13 protein-coding genes and 1 pseudogene are annotated in these 12,786 nt (G+C 54.1%); 2 read left to right on the top strand and 12 right to left on the bottom strand.

Annotated elements, in window-relative coordinates:
* Positions 1-27 precede the first annotated feature (27 nt).
* From ccmB to SK33_RS26715, 10 genes and pseudogenes are all read right to left on the bottom strand, one after another.
* Entirely contained in the window at positions 28-687 is a 660-nt protein-coding gene (ccmB, locus tag SK33_RS07865; protein ID WP_048218292.1) for a heme exporter protein CcmB, read from the bottom strand.
* Positions 684-1,304, bottom strand: coding sequence for a cytochrome c biogenesis heme-transporting ATPase CcmA (gene ccmA / locus SK33_RS07860; protein WP_003027545.1), 621 nt, complete (start codon positions 1,302-1,304; stop codon positions 684-686). Before ccmA ends, ccmB begins: the two co-directional genes overlap by 4 nt.
* A 20-nt stretch (positions 1,305-1,324) precedes the next feature.
* The gene (gene napC / locus SK33_RS07855; RefSeq protein ID WP_003027548.1) at positions 1,325-1,927 is read right to left on the bottom strand and encodes a cytochrome c-type protein NapC; all 603 of its coding nucleotides are present in this window, start codon (positions 1,925-1,927) and stop codon (positions 1,325-1,327) included.
* Positions 1,928-1,936: 9 nt separating this feature from the next.
* Positions 1,937-2,386 carry a nitrate reductase cytochrome c-type subunit gene (gene napB, locus SK33_RS07850; protein WP_003027550.1) on the bottom strand — a complete coding sequence of 150 codons (450 nt, stop codon included), beginning with the start codon at positions 2,384-2,386 and terminating at the stop codon, positions 1,937-1,939.
* Positions 2,383-3,246 (bottom strand): quinol dehydrogenase ferredoxin subunit NapH, encoded by an 864-nt coding sequence (gene napH, locus SK33_RS07845; RefSeq protein ID WP_003839440.1) that lies wholly within the window; start codon positions 3,244-3,246, stop codon positions 2,383-2,385. Before napH ends, napB begins: the two co-directional genes overlap by 4 nt.
* The gene (gene napG, locus SK33_RS07840; RefSeq protein ID WP_003027555.1) at positions 3,233-3,928 is read right to left on the bottom strand and encodes a ferredoxin-type protein NapG; all 696 of its coding nucleotides are present in this window, start codon (positions 3,926-3,928) and stop codon (positions 3,233-3,235) included. The genes napH and napG overlap by 14 nt, the downstream gene beginning before the upstream one ends.
* Positions 3,929-3,934: 6 nt before the next feature.
* Positions 3,935-6,421, bottom strand: coding sequence for a nitrate reductase catalytic subunit NapA (gene napA, locus SK33_RS07835; protein ID WP_048218294.1), 2,487 nt, complete (start codon positions 6,419-6,421; stop codon positions 3,935-3,937).
* The gene (gene napD / locus SK33_RS07830) at positions 6,418-6,681 is read right to left on the bottom strand and encodes a chaperone NapD (protein ID WP_003027560.1); all 264 of its coding nucleotides are present in this window, start codon (positions 6,679-6,681) and stop codon (positions 6,418-6,420) included. The genes napA and napD overlap by 4 nt, the downstream gene beginning before the upstream one ends.
* Positions 6,671-7,162, bottom strand: a complete 492-nt coding sequence (gene napF, locus SK33_RS07825; protein WP_003027564.1) for a ferredoxin-type protein NapF — start codon at positions 7,160-7,162, stop codon at positions 6,671-6,673. The genes napD and napF overlap by 11 nt, the downstream gene beginning before the upstream one ends.
* 375 nt (positions 7,163-7,537) lie before the next feature.
* Positions 7,538-7,597: pseudogene (locus SK33_RS26715) on the bottom strand (hypothetical protein); the annotation flags it as partial.
* Between SK33_RS26715 and eco the strand changes: the two are divergent.
* Positions 7,576-8,073 (top strand): serine protease inhibitor ecotin, encoded by a 498-nt coding sequence (eco, locus tag SK33_RS07820; RefSeq protein ID WP_003027568.1) that lies wholly within the window; start codon positions 7,576-7,578, stop codon positions 8,071-8,073. The pseudogene SK33_RS26715 and the gene eco sit on opposite strands and share 22 nt — an antisense overlap.
* A 92-nt stretch (positions 8,074-8,165) precedes the next feature.
* Here eco and mqo read toward each other — a convergent pair whose 3' ends face one another.
* Positions 8,166-9,827: a malate dehydrogenase (quinone) gene (gene mqo, locus SK33_RS07815; RefSeq protein WP_016150680.1), complete on the bottom strand. Its 1,662-nt coding sequence runs from the start codon at positions 9,825-9,827 to the stop codon at positions 8,166-8,168.
* Between the two features lie 278 nt (positions 9,828-10,105).
* Here mqo and SK33_RS07810 point away from each other — a divergent pair, with 278 nt between their 5' ends.
* Positions 10,106-11,353 (top strand): SulP family inorganic anion transporter, encoded by a 1,248-nt coding sequence (locus SK33_RS07810; RefSeq protein WP_048218905.1) that lies wholly within the window; start codon positions 10,106-10,108, stop codon positions 11,351-11,353.
* Here the strand turns inward: SK33_RS07810 and mgtE are convergent.
* Positions 11,316-12,752, bottom strand: a complete 1,437-nt coding sequence (mgtE, locus tag SK33_RS07805) for a magnesium transporter (RefSeq protein WP_016150682.1) — start codon at positions 12,750-12,752, stop codon at positions 11,316-11,318. The two genes, SK33_RS07810 and mgtE, sit on opposite strands and share 38 nt — an antisense overlap.
* Between the last annotated feature and the right edge of the window lie 34 nt (positions 12,753-12,786).

Genomic DNA, 12,786 nt, shown 5'->3' with positions numbered 1-12,786 from the left:
TTGCCCGGCATGCACATCTAATTCTCGTTACTGCACGCTTATCCGTAACGCCGCGGCTGTGGCAAACGGGCTTAACGTGGCGCTGCCGACCAGCAACGCACCCAGAATCGCCATGTACCCTTCAACCGGTAAGTGCATAGAAGCCGCATCCATCGCGGCGGTCGCAAAAATCAGTAAGGGTATGGTGAGCGGGAGTACCAGCACGCTTAACAGCACGCCGCCGCGCTTTAAGCCCACCGTCAACCCTACGCCCGGCGCGCCGAGAAAACCCAGCGTCGGCGTTCCGAGTAACAAGGTCAGCGCCATAATTTTCCAGCCGTACATATCCATGCCCAGCAGCATCGCCACCAGCGGCGAGAGGATCAGCAACGGCAGACCTGTCACGACCCAGTGCGCCATCACTTTCGCCAGCACCACGGCCGGTAGCGGTAACGGCAGCAGCATCAGTTGCTCAAGGCTGCCGTCCTGCAGATCATCACGAAACAGGCGTTCCAGCGCCAGCAATGACGCCAGCAGCGCCGCAACCCAGATGATGCCCGGCGCAATGCGCGCCAGCAGCTGTGGCTCCGGCCCAATACTCAGGGGGAACAGCGTAATAACAATCAGGAAGAACCATAAAGGATTAGCAATTTCCGCACTATGACGAAACGCAACTCGCAGTTCTAAACGAAAGATTCGCCACATCATTGCGTTGCCCTCTCACTGGTCAGCGCAATACGTCGCACTTTATCGGTTTCAACATTGAGCGGTTGGTGGGTGGTGAGAATAACAATACCGCCCTGCTCCGTATGCTGCGCCATACGCTGAGTCAGTCGCTCAACACCGTTCACATCAATGGCGGTAAAGGGTTCATCGAGGATCCACAGTCGGGCGCGGGTCAGCCACAAACGGGCCAGCGCCACGCGCCGCTGTTGTCCGGCGGAAAGTTGGTTCACTGGGATATCTTCATATCCGGCAAGTCCCGCCTGCGCCAGCGCAGCCAGACACTGCGCGATGTCGCCGTCATGATGGAAGAAACGCAGGTTCTCCAACGCCGAAAGCCGGGTTTTTATCCCCGGCTGATGTCCAATCCACAGTAGTTGCTGATGGTAGCTGTCCCGCACGTGATGCAGCGGTTGCTCTTGCCAGCAAACCTCCCCTGCGTCGGGACGCGCCAGCCCGGTAAGCAACCGCAGCAGAGTGGTTTTCCCTGCGCCGTTGCTGCCGGTAATTTGTACCCATTCCCCTGCGTTGACGCGAAATGACAACTCGCTGAACAGTATTCTGTCATCCCGCTCGCAAAGTAATTCTCTGGCTTCAAGCATACCTGGTTATCTACATCCTGTTAAAAGCCCGGTTTGACTTCACGCATATCAGGCAGTTTGTGCGCTATCCCTTTATGGCAGTCAATACAGGTTTGCCCGTCTTTCACGGCCTGGTCGTGCATTTTGGCCGCGACGCCTTTCTGGGCGGTTAAATCCATAAACTCGAAGTTGTGACAGTTTCGACACTCTTGCGAATTGTTATCTTTCATACGCCGCCACTCATTTTGCGCCATCGTTAAACGATGATCTTCAAATTTCTGCGGTGTATCTATTAACCCCAGTGCTTTCGCGTACAGCTCTTTACTGGCCTTGATCTTACGGATCATTTTCGGGCCCCACTCGTGTGGGACGTGGCAATCAGGGCAAGTCGCTCGCACACCACTGCGGTTGTTGTAGTGTACGGTTTCCATGTATTCCTGGTACACCGTATTGCGCATTTCGTGACAGCTAATGCAGAACTCTTCTGTATTGGCCTTTTCCATACCGGTATTAAAGCCGCCCCAGAAAATAATGCCGCCCACAAAGCCGATTAACAACAGCGTGCCGAGCGCCAGACGGCTGGGGCGACGCCACCATTGCCAGACGCGCTTAATCCAGCCTGGTTTACGGTTAGAATTTTCCATAATGACCTCTTATTTCCCGTAACCTTTCGAGGGGGTGAAGGTATTTTCAACAATCGGCGCGGCGTCAGCCTGCGGAACGTGACATTGCAGGCAGAAATAACGACGCGGCGCAACCTCAGCCAATACCTTGCCGTCGCTGTCCATAAAGTGCGTCGGACTGATGCGCGGCGCACCGGTGGTGCGATAGCTTTCCACACCGTGGCATTGCAGGCAGCGGTTAGTGTTCGTCGTCACCTGATACCCTTCAACGCTATGCGGAACCATCGGCGGCTGATTCACATAGTTCAGCGGCATGCGCTCTTGCTCTTTCGGCATGCGAATCGCCCCTTCCTGTGTTCCTGAGACTTCCGGTGACTGGCTCAGATCCACTCCGTTTGCAGCCCAAACTGCCCCACTGACTAGCAAGGCCAGCGCGGCCATCCATTGACTCAGCGCTTTAATCAGGTCATGGCTTTTCATGATTTCGCTCCCGAACTCCATCGTGTTGTTATTGTAAAAACATCCTCAGAACAGACATCCACACAGCGACCGCAGGCCATGCAATCGCGACTGGTTACCTGCACCGGACTTTGCTCATCCAGCACCGGCGCACGTAGCACATGCGGTTCCGGGCAAACATGAAAACAATCCATACAGCGGTTACATCTGTTACGTTCTTTTGCCGAAACGGTTAATGCACCTTTGCTTCCCACCACGCTATACAGCGCACCCAGTGGGCAGAGATGCCCGCACCAGCCATGCTCAACGACCAGTAAATCAAATAAAAACAGCGCGAGGATCAGCAACGCTCCGCTACCGAATCCCATTACCAGGCTACGTCCCAGCAAAGAAACCGGGTTTATCCACTCCCACAGCAGCGTACCAGTCAGCGCTGAACCGACCAGAATGACCACCAGCAGGACGTACCGTATATGGCGCGGCAGGGTCGCAGACTGATTCAGGTCAAACCTTCTGCGCAGCCAGCTGGCTAAATCGGTGACCGGGTTCATGGGACAAACCCAACTGCAAAACAGTCGTTTACCGGCCAGGGCATACAGCACCGTAATGATGGCTGCCCCCGTTAATGCCACCGTCGCTGGCAGATGCCCGCTGGCCAGGCTTTGCAGAGTAATCAGCGGATCGGTGAACGGGATAGCGTCCAGCAACAGGCTGCTACTGTAGTTGCCATGCAGGATCCAAACACCAAGCCACGGGCCGCTAAGGAACATCGCCAGTATCAGAAACTGACTCAGACGACGCAGCAGCAGCCAGCGATGACTCCTCCACCATCCTTTTTTTGCCTGCGCTTCACGCCCGGCATCACGTTTACGATTTGCCATTGTTCCCCTCCAGCCAACCGAAGCGGTAATGGTGTCCTAACTCCCCTTTCGCCAGCGACAACGGCAGCACTTTTATTGCTGGCTGCTCCAGTACGCAGACTTTTTCGCATTTCCCGCAGCCGGTACAGGCATCGCTGTGCACGGTAGGAATAAACCGCGCATGTTTGCCGGTACGCATGTTACGGTCCAGCTCCAGGGTGATCGCCTCATCGATTTTCGGGCACTCGCGATAGCAAACGTCACAGCGTAATCCCTGATAGTTGAGGCAGTTTTCGTGATCCAGCAGTACCGCCAGCCCCATACGCGAATCGTCAATGGATTCAATTTCTCTGTCCAACGCGCCGCTGGGGCAGACTTTGGCGCACGGAATGTCCTCACACATTTCGCAGGGAATATCACGGGCGATGAAATATGGCGTACCAGCCGCCAGCCCGGAGGCCAGCGTCGCCAGCTTCAGCGTGTCATACGGACATGCCTGAACGCACTGACCGCAACGTACGCAAGCGCTGGCAAATGCCTCCTCGCTCAGTGCACCTGGCGGGCGCAACCGCACGCCGGTTGCGCGTGCGGTTTGTTGTTGCAACCCCAGCGCCACGCCAACGACGGCCAGCCCGCCCGCTGCGCGAACCATATCGCGCAGAAAGCGGCGGCGGCCATTTTGGGGTTTTGCTGACCGGGACATAACGCGTTACACCTTCGCCAGTTTCACGGCGCACTTCTTGAAATCCGTCTCTTTGGAGAGCGGATCCGTCGCATCCAGCGTCAGGTTGTTCACCAGCTGTGCGGCGTCGAAGAACGGCATGTACACCAGCCCCTGCGGCGGACGGTTACGACCGCGTGTTTCAACAATCGAAATCACTTCGCCACGACGGGAAATCACTTTGACCTTATCGCCACGACGCAGATCGCGTGCTTTTGCATCCAGTGGGTGGATAAACAGCACGGCTTCCGGGAAAGCGCGGTGCAGTTCAGGCACACGACGCGTCATACTGCCGGTATGCCAGTGTTCCAGAACACGTCCGGTGGATAGCCACAGGTCATATTCTTTATCCGGCGCTTCAGCAGCAGGCTCAAACGGCAGCGCGAAGATAACCGCTTTACCGTCCGGTTTACCGTAGAACTTGTAGCTTTCACCTGCTTTCACGTAAGGGTCGTTGCCTTCGCTGTAGCGCCACTGGGTCTCTTTGCCTTCGACGACCGGCCAGCGTAAACCGCGGGCTTTGTGGTAATCGTCAAATGGCGCAAGGTCATGCCCGTGACCGCGACCAAACCAGGCGTACTCTTCGAACACCCCTTTTTGCAGATAGAAGCCCAGCTCGCGGGATTCATCATTCAGTTGATCTTCAGCCAGTTCAGTCACCGGGAATTTTGTCACTGCTGGCGTGGCAAACAGCACGTCATACAGCGTTTTGCCGCGCAGCTCCGGTTTTTGTGCCAGCAGCTCTTCGGGCCACACTTCTTCTGTTTTGAAGCGACGAGAGAACTGCACCAGTTGCCACAGATCCGACTTCGATTCGCCCGGTGCTTTAATCTGCTGACGCCAGAACTGTGTACGGCGTTCAGCGTTACCGTAGGCACCTTCTTTCTCTACCCACATCGCAGTCGGCAGGATCAGGTCAGCAGACAAGGCGCTGACCGTCGGGTACGGATCGGAGACGATGATGAAGTTACGCGGATCGCGCCAGCCCGGCATACGCTCCTCATTGATGTTCGGACCAGCCTGCATGTTGTTGGTACACATCGCCCAGTAGACATTGAGCTTGCCATCTTTCAGCGCGCGGTCTTGCGCCACGGCGTGCAGACCGATTTTTGCCGGAATGGTCCCTGACGGAATATTCCAGTGCTTCTCGCAGATATCGCGGTGTTTTTCGTTTGTCACCACCATGTCCGCAGGCAGACGATGGGAGAATGTGCCGACTTCACGCGCGGTGCCGCAGGCGGAAGGCTGGCCGGTCAGAGAGAACGGGCCGCAGCCTGGCTGGGAGATTTTGCCAGTCAGCAAGTGCAGGTTATAGACCAGGTTGTTGGCCCACACGCCGCGGGTGTGCTGGTTAAAGCCCATCGTCCAGTAGGAGATGACTTTTTTCTTCGGATCGGCATACAGCTGTGCCAGCTGTTCCAACTGATCTTTTGGTACGCCGGTCATTTCGGCGGTTTTATCCAGCGTGTACTCAGCAACGAAGGCTTTGTAATCCTCAAAGCTCATCGGTTCAGAGGCATCGGATCCCGGGTTTTTCGCCGCTTTTTCCAGCGGATGGGTCGGACGCAGACCGTAGCCGATGTCCGTCACGCCTTTACGCAGGTTGACGTGCTTGCTAAAGAAATCCTGGTTAATCGCATTGTTTTGAATGATGTAGTTCGCGATGTAGTTGAGGATCACCAGATCGGTTTGCGGCGTGAAGACCATACCGTTATCCGCCAGCTCAAAGCTGCGGTGCTGGAAAGTGGAGAGAACTGCGACGTTGACGTTAGGATCGGACAGACGACGGTTGGTGATGCGCGACCACAGGATCGGGTGCATCTCTGCCATATTCGCGCCCCACAGGACGAAGGCGTCTGCATGTTCGATATCGTCATAGCAGCCCATCGGTTCATCCATACCGAAGGTACGCATAAAGCCGACTACCGCTGAGGCCATGCAGTGACGTGCGTTCGGGTCGATGTTATTGGAACGGAAACCCGCTTTAAACAATTTGGCAGCGGCATAACCTTCCCAAATCGTCCACTGGCCAGAGCCGAACATGCCGATAGATTCCGGGCCTTTCTCTTTCATCGACGTTTTGAATTTCTCTTCCATCACGTCAAAAGCCTGGTCCCAGCTAATCGGGGTGAACTCGCCTTCTTTGTGATATTTGCCGTCTTTCATGCGCAGCATCGGCTGCGTTAAACGGTCTTTCCCGTACATGATTTTCGGCAGGAAGTAACCTTTGATGCAGTTAAGCCCACGGTTAACCGGCGCATCCGGATCGCCCTGGCATGCCACAACACGCCCTTGCTGCGTTCCGACCAATACGCCGCAGCCCGTCCCGCAAAAACGGCACGGGGCTTTGTCCCATTTGATGGCTTCTTGCTGACCGACTACCGCGCGGGCAACGCCCGGCACGCTTAACCCGGCAGCCGCCGCAGCGGCCGCAACGGCGTTAGCTTTCATAAAGCTACGACGACTGAGTTTCATGGTGTTTCCTCACCTTGCTCATCCTGCTGGTGATAAACCAGCGACACCGCCAGCACGCCCGCAACGTTGCGCACTGACTCAATTGTTTTCATTAGCGTTTCACTTTGCTCAGCTTCCACCACCACAATCAACTGACCACTTTCCACATCGCTGAGGGCAACTTCGCAACCGGGAAAGGAACGCAACTGCGTGGCGATATCGTTGATATGCTGGCTTTTGGCCTGAACGACCAGGCTGCAGACCTGCCAGTTATTGTCCATGGTTGTACTCCGCGTTAATGGCTGATACCGGGCAGATAGCGACACAGGCGCCACATCCGTTACAGTCCTGATTGTCGAGCTGCGGCTGATAAATGCCGGACAGCGTGGGGCGAAAGGTTATTGCCATGGGCTCACAGCTATCCTGACAGCGGTGACATTCAACGGACTGATGTGCGAGACAGTTTTCCCCAATCGTAAAGTTCAGATCCCATGCCCTGGTGTGGCGCGGAAGAAAAAGTGATTCGGGACAGGCTTCTGCGCAGGCATAGCAAAAGCTGCACTCGCCGTGTTTGAAATTTACGCTCGGGTAACCACCCTGGCCTCGCTGCAGGATGTCGGTTTCGCACGCCTGGATGCAGGCGTCACAACGGAGGCAATGGGCCAGAAAGTGAGAGTCTTCCTTGCTCCACGGCGGACGGATCCCTGCGCTGGCGTTTCGCCAACTGCCTGTCAACATGCCTCGACGGGATAAATCAACCATGACATTGTCCTTCCATAATGACGCCCTCCCTCGGCGGGTTGAACGACATAAAAAACTGCACTATTTATGAGTAGTTATTTTTAGCCGTAAGATATTTCAGGATGTGTTAGAGGTGCATACCCCAATTGGGGTAAATGCTGTTGCCGGATCAAAGGAGTGTTGAGTTGGCGGGAAAAAATGCGCTTTTGCTCACATTTCAATGAGTTATATAACAACGTATATAGCGACTTATTCAAAAAGACAAAGATCTCAACATTAGGATAATTCCTAGAATATATCGCTACATTGATAGTAAATTTCTATCTAATACACCTTAAATATAAGTAAATTCAGATTAATAGATTATCCAAATATGTTAACCTGCTACAGACTCGTTCATAAGACAGAAGAAAGGAAACACTGTGAACAATAAGATGAAGACAATTGTCCCTGCCGTACTTTTCGCCGCCTTTGCCAGCACCTCTGCATGGGCTGCCAGTAACGAAGCCGGCGCTCAACCGCTGGAAAAAGTCGCCCCTTATCCTAAGGCGGAAAAGGGTATGAAGCGCCAGGTTATCCAGCTTACCCCTGAGAAAGATGAATCTACTCTGAAAGTAGAACTGCTGATCGGACAAACGCTGGAAGTTGACTGCAACCAACACCGCCTGGGTGGCGAACTGGACAGCAAAACGCTGGAAGGTTGGGGATATGACTACTACGTCTTCGACAAAGTCACATCTCCGGTTTCAACCATGATGGCCTGCCCGGACGGTAAGAAAGAGAAGAAATTCATTACTGCGTATCTGGGTGATGACGGCATGCTCCGTTACAACAGCAAGCTGCCGATTGTGGTCTACACCCCGGAAAACGTGGACGTTAAATACCGTATCTGGAAAGCAGAAGATAAAATTCAGGACGCAGTCGCGCGCTAAGTCAGGATGTGCCGGATGGCGGCGTACCGCCTTATCCGGCCTACAGACGCATAAAACAGGCCGGATAAGCGCAGCGCCATCCGGCATTGTATTTACAGTGCGATATCCGCGACGGCTTTCTGTTCAGGCTGCGGTTGTGCCTGAGGTTTCAGCTGTGGTTTCGGTGCTTCATCAGCAACCTGCGGCTTGTCATATTTCAGACCCAGAACCTCACTGGTGTACTGCAACTCTTGTTCCGTAGCCTCAACGTTACCGTTCAGCTTAGTACCATAAGACGGAATGATGGTTTTCAGCTTCGCCTGCCACTCGGGGCTGGCCACTTTATCTTTAAACACTTTTTCCATCAGATGCAGCATGATCGGTGCCGCGGTTGATGCGCCCGGAGAAGCTCCCAGCAGCGCAGCAATCGTGCCTTCTTTATCGCTGACGACTTCAGTACCCAGACGCAACACGCCGCCCTTCTCCGCATCGCTTTTGATGATCTGCACACGCTGGCCCGCCTGCCATAAACGCCAGTCTTCTTTTTTCGCCTGCGGATAGTACTCTTGCAGCGCAGCAAAACGGTCGTCGTCGCTGAGCATCACCTGGCTCACCAGATATTTCACCAGATCGAAGTTATCCAGACCCACGTTGACCATCGGCATAAAGTTCGACGTGGTGGTCGAGCTGAGCAGATCCCACAATGAACCGTTTTTCAGGAACTTGGTGGAGAATGTCGCGAATGGCCCAAACAGCACAACGCGCTTGCCATCAAGGATACGCGTGTCGATGTGCGGTACGGACATCGGCGGCGCGCCAACGGAGGCCTGACCGTACACTTTCGCCAGGTGGCGGTTGACTACGTCCGGATTGTCCGCAACCAGGAACTGCCCGCCCACCGGGAATCCGGCATAGCCTTTCGCTTCCGGAATGTCGGTTTCCTGCAACAGCTTCAGCGCAGCGCCACCGGCACCGATAAAGACAAACTTCGCCTTGATATCATGTTCCGCTTCGTTATTTTTCAGATCGGCGACCGTGACCGTCCAGCTATTGTCGGCATTACGCTTAAAACCGCGCACTTCGGTGCTCAACTGCAGCGCAAAGTTGGGCTTTTTCTGCAATGAGGTAATCAACTGGCGCGTGATTTCGCCGTAGTTCACGTCAGTACCAATCTCGGTACGCGTTGCTGCGACTTTCTGTTTTGGATCACGACCTTCCATGACCAGCGGCGCCCACTCTTTAATCTGCGCGTGATCTTCAGAATAACGCATACCGCGGAATAACGTGCTCTGTTGCAATGCGGCGTAACGGGCACGCAGGAAGTTGACGTTCTCGTCACCCCAGACAAAACTCATGTGCGGAACGGTAGTGATAAACGAGCGTGGTTCATGCATCACGCCATTATTAACCTGATATGCCCAAAACTGGCGGGAAATCTGGAAGGCTTCGTTAATGTCGACTGCCTTTTCAATGCTGATGCTACCGTCTGCCTTTTTAGGCGTGTAGTTCAGCTCCATCAGTGCGGAGTGTCCCGTTCCGGCGTTATTCCAGCCATTTGAGCTTTCCTGCGCTACACCATCCAGTCGCTCAACCATGGTCATTGACCATTGCGGCTCCAGCTCCTGTAAATAGGTTCCCAGCGTGGCGCTCATGATGCCGCCGCCAATCAACAGTACATCCGTTTCCTGCTCTTCCGCCGCTTTCGCTTTTGCCGCCATCGAGACAACATTCAGCCCTACAGCCATGGTGAAGAGCATGGCAGTCACTTTTTTCATAATGTTAATGCCTTACTTTTAGTATCGCTTTTTTGCTTTTAATGCAGGTGAAAATCGAGCGGCATCAACGGTAACACTTAAGTAAAAATAATTAAATATTGTTTATAAATTATATTTAATTTTTAAAAATGTTATTAATACGTTGATAGTTTATATGGTTATTGACAATCATTTCTGGAAACCAGTCCGTCAGACGGGTACTATGCTGCGCTTTGCTATTCACCGCACGGATGCCTGTCGGTCTGCTGTATCAGGCCATTTTTGACCTGAGTGTAACTATGTCTGCAACTCAACATTCCTCTGTCGCAGTCGCGGAAAACGCGACCCGTGCCGTGCTCCGCCAACCCCGTCTGCTGGTTCGCGAAACACTGGCCGGTGTGGTAACCGCCCTGGCGCTGATCCCGGAAGTGATCTCGTTTTCCGTTATCGCAGGCGTTGATCCTAAAGTCAGTCTGATCGCCTCCGTCGTACTGTGCCTGGCGATGTCCTTTTTAGGTGGTCGTCCCGCAATGGTTACCGCCGCTGCAGGATCGGTTGCGCTGGTGATTGGTCCGATGGTGCATCAACACGGCGTGCAATACATCCTGCCTGCAGTGGTGCTGGCCGGGATGATTCATATCCTGTTTGGTGTATTGGGAATGGCACGTCTGATGCGATTCATCCCTACGGCCGTGATGACCGGATTTGTCAACGCACTAGGTATTTTGATTTTCTTTGCCCAGGTCCCTCATTTCTGGGGGAAAAGCCCGCTCATCTGGGGGCTGTTTGTCCTGACGCTGCTGATTGTACTGTGGGTTCCGCGGTTTATTAAAGCCATCCCCGCACCGCTTATCGCCATCGTGCTACTGACCTTATTCACTGTCACCAGCGGGCAACTGTTACCGACCGTCGGTGACGAAGGTTCGATGAGCGGCGGCCTGCCGGGTTTCACCCAGTTGTTGGTTCCGCTCAACCTGCAAACGCTGGCGATTATCTGGCCCTGCGCGCTGAGCATCGCTTTTGTTGGTTTGATGGAGTCGCTGTTAACTGCCCGTCTGGTGGATGACCTGACGGTGACGCCGTCGAATAAGAATCGCGAGAGTGCTGGGCTGGGGATAGCCAATATTCTGGCCGGATTTTATGGCGGCATCGCCGGGTGCGCGATGATTGGTCAAACCATCGTTAACGTCGAGATGGGCAAAGGACGCAGCCGCGTCTCGACGGTTGCCGCCGGACTGGTATTACTACTGTTAGTCACTGGATTAAGCGAAGTGATGGCAGAAATACCCATGTCGGTGCTGGCGGGAATTATGGCGATTGTGGCGGTAAAAACCTTCAGTTGGCACAGCATTCAGCCCACCACGCTGAGGAAACTCCCCGTCACTGAAACGCTGGTGATGCTGGTGACCGTCGCTGCCACGGTGTCCACCGGCAACCTGGCGATTGGCGTGGTTGCCGGGGTAATGGCGATGCTCATTCTACCGCGTATCGTCAGAAACAAACGCGCAGCTACATCAGAAACAGCGTTGCCAGACCGAGAAAAATAAAGAAACCGCCGGTATCGGTAATAGCCGTAATCATGACGCTCGAGCCGACCGCCGGGTCGCGCCCGAGCTTCACCATCGTCATCGGAATGATGACCCCCATTAATGCTGCCATCAACAAATTAAGCATCATCGCCAGGGTCATTACTCCGCCGAGCGCCATGTCATCGTACAGCCACCAGGTAATACCGCCCATAATTCCGCCCCATACGAGGCCATTAATCACTGCCACGCCCATTTCGCGCAGGATCAAAAACGTCAGGTTCCCCGGCTGAATATTTTGTAGCGCCAGCGCGCGAACGATCATGGTGATGGTTTGATTCCCGGTATTGCCGCCAATTCCCGCCACAATTGGCATCAGCGAGGCCAGCGCCACCAGTTGCGAAATCGTATGTTCAAAACCGTCGATCACCCGCGAGGCGATAAAGGCGGTACAGAGGTTAACGGCCAGCCACGCCCAACGGGTTTTTACCGCTTTGGTAACGGGCGCAAACACATCCTCTCCGGCGCTTAAGCCCCCCATTCGACGTAAATCGGTATCAGTTTCTTCATAAACCACATCGACGATCTCATCGATAGTTAAGCGGCCCATCAGCTTGCCTGAAGGGTCAACGACTGCAGCACTGACCAGGTCGTCACGTTCGAAGGTACGTGCAGCGTTTTCAGCGATATCGTCCGGAGAAAAGGTGAGCGGGTCATCTTCCATCACCTCGCTGACTTTGCGTTGCACATCATTGAGCAGAATACAGGTTAGCGTCAATTCGCCAACCAGCACTTTATTGCGATCGGTCACGAAGAGTTTATCGGTGTTCTCCGGCATTTTGCCCAACCGTCGCAGGTAGCGTTGCACCACTTCCAGCGTCACGTCCGGACGCACGGTGATGACTTCGAACTCCATAATCGCGCCGACGCGATTCTTCTCGTAATGCATTACCTGGCGGACACGCGCCCGCTCTTCGGCTGGTAACGTCGCCAGCAACCGTCCAGTGAGGTTACGCGGGAGATGCTGCACCAGATAAATCTGTTCATCGATATCGAGATATTGCAGCGCATCCAGTATTTCGCGGTCACTCATCTCATCGATCAGGTCGTCCCAGACGTTTTCAGACGCCTCAAGCAGGACGTTACCGCGCTTTTCATTTTCGACCAGTCGCCACAGGGCGTGACGCTCTTCTGAAGGTAATGCTTCGAGGGTATCGGCTAAATCGGGAGGCGGCAGGTGGGCGACCAGCGCCCCTACCTCAGCAATATCGTCGGCTAACGTACCGACGTCATATTGCTCAGCCAGGGTAAGCTTGCCCAACAGTGTTGAAATAATGGCTTTATCAGTGGTCAGCAGCCAGATAAGGCGCGCACGCTCTTCATCACGCAGCCTGGCGCTGTTTTTGTTTATTACGGACATTAATCATAAATCCATGATATGAAATATCATTAAT

Origin of the sequence: Citrobacter sp. MGH103 (assembly GCF_001034475.2) — a bacterium.
Taxonomy (GTDB): domain Bacteria; phylum Pseudomonadota; class Gammaproteobacteria; order Enterobacterales; family Enterobacteriaceae; genus Citrobacter; species Citrobacter freundii.
Note: the sequence above shows the minus strand (reverse complement) of the source record. Positions and strands in the feature narration are given on the sequence as shown.

Excerpts from the sequence above, each read along its gene's own strand:
- napF (WP_003027564.1), bottom strand. The coding sequence starts at position 7,162 with ATGGTTGATTTATCCCGTCGAGGCATGTTGACAGGCAGTTGGCGAAAC.
- ccmB (WP_048218292.1), bottom strand. The coding sequence starts at position 687 with ATGATGTGGCGAATCTTTCGTTTAGAACTGCGAGTTGCGTTTCGTCAT.
- napD (WP_003027560.1), bottom strand. The coding sequence starts at position 6,681 with ATGGACAATAACTGGCAGGTCTGCAGCCTGGTCGTTCAGGCCAAAAGC.
- SK33_RS07810 (WP_048218905.1), top strand. The coding sequence starts at position 10,106 with ATGTCTGCAACTCAACATTCCTCTGTCGCAGTCGCGGAAAACGCGACC.
- napG (WP_003027555.1), bottom strand. The coding sequence starts at position 3,928 with ATGTCCCGGTCAGCAAAACCCCAAAATGGCCGCCGCCGCTTTCTGCGC.
- mgtE (WP_016150682.1), bottom strand. The coding sequence starts at position 12,752 with ATGTCCGTAATAAACAAAAACAGCGCCAGGCTGCGTGATGAAGAGCGT.
- napH (WP_003839440.1), bottom strand. The coding sequence starts at position 3,246 with ATGGCAAATCGTAAACGTGATGCCGGGCGTGAAGCGCAGGCAAAAAAA.
- mqo (WP_016150680.1), bottom strand. The coding sequence starts at position 9,827 with ATGAAAAAAGTGACTGCCATGCTCTTCACCATGGCTGTAGGGCTGAAT.
- napC (WP_003027548.1), bottom strand. The coding sequence starts at position 1,927 with ATGGAAAATTCTAACCGTAAACCAGGCTGGATTAAGCGCGTCTGGCAA.
- eco (WP_003027568.1), top strand. The coding sequence starts at position 7,576 with ATGAAGACAATTGTCCCTGCCGTACTTTTCGCCGCCTTTGCCAGCACC.
- napB (WP_003027550.1), bottom strand. The coding sequence starts at position 2,386 with ATGAAAAGCCATGACCTGATTAAAGCGCTGAGTCAATGGATGGCCGCG.
- napA (WP_048218294.1), bottom strand. The coding sequence starts at position 6,421 with ATGAAACTCAGTCGTCGTAGCTTTATGAAAGCTAACGCCGTTGCGGCC.
- ccmA (WP_003027545.1), bottom strand. The coding sequence starts at position 1,304 with ATGCTTGAAGCCAGAGAATTACTTTGCGAGCGGGATGACAGAATACTG.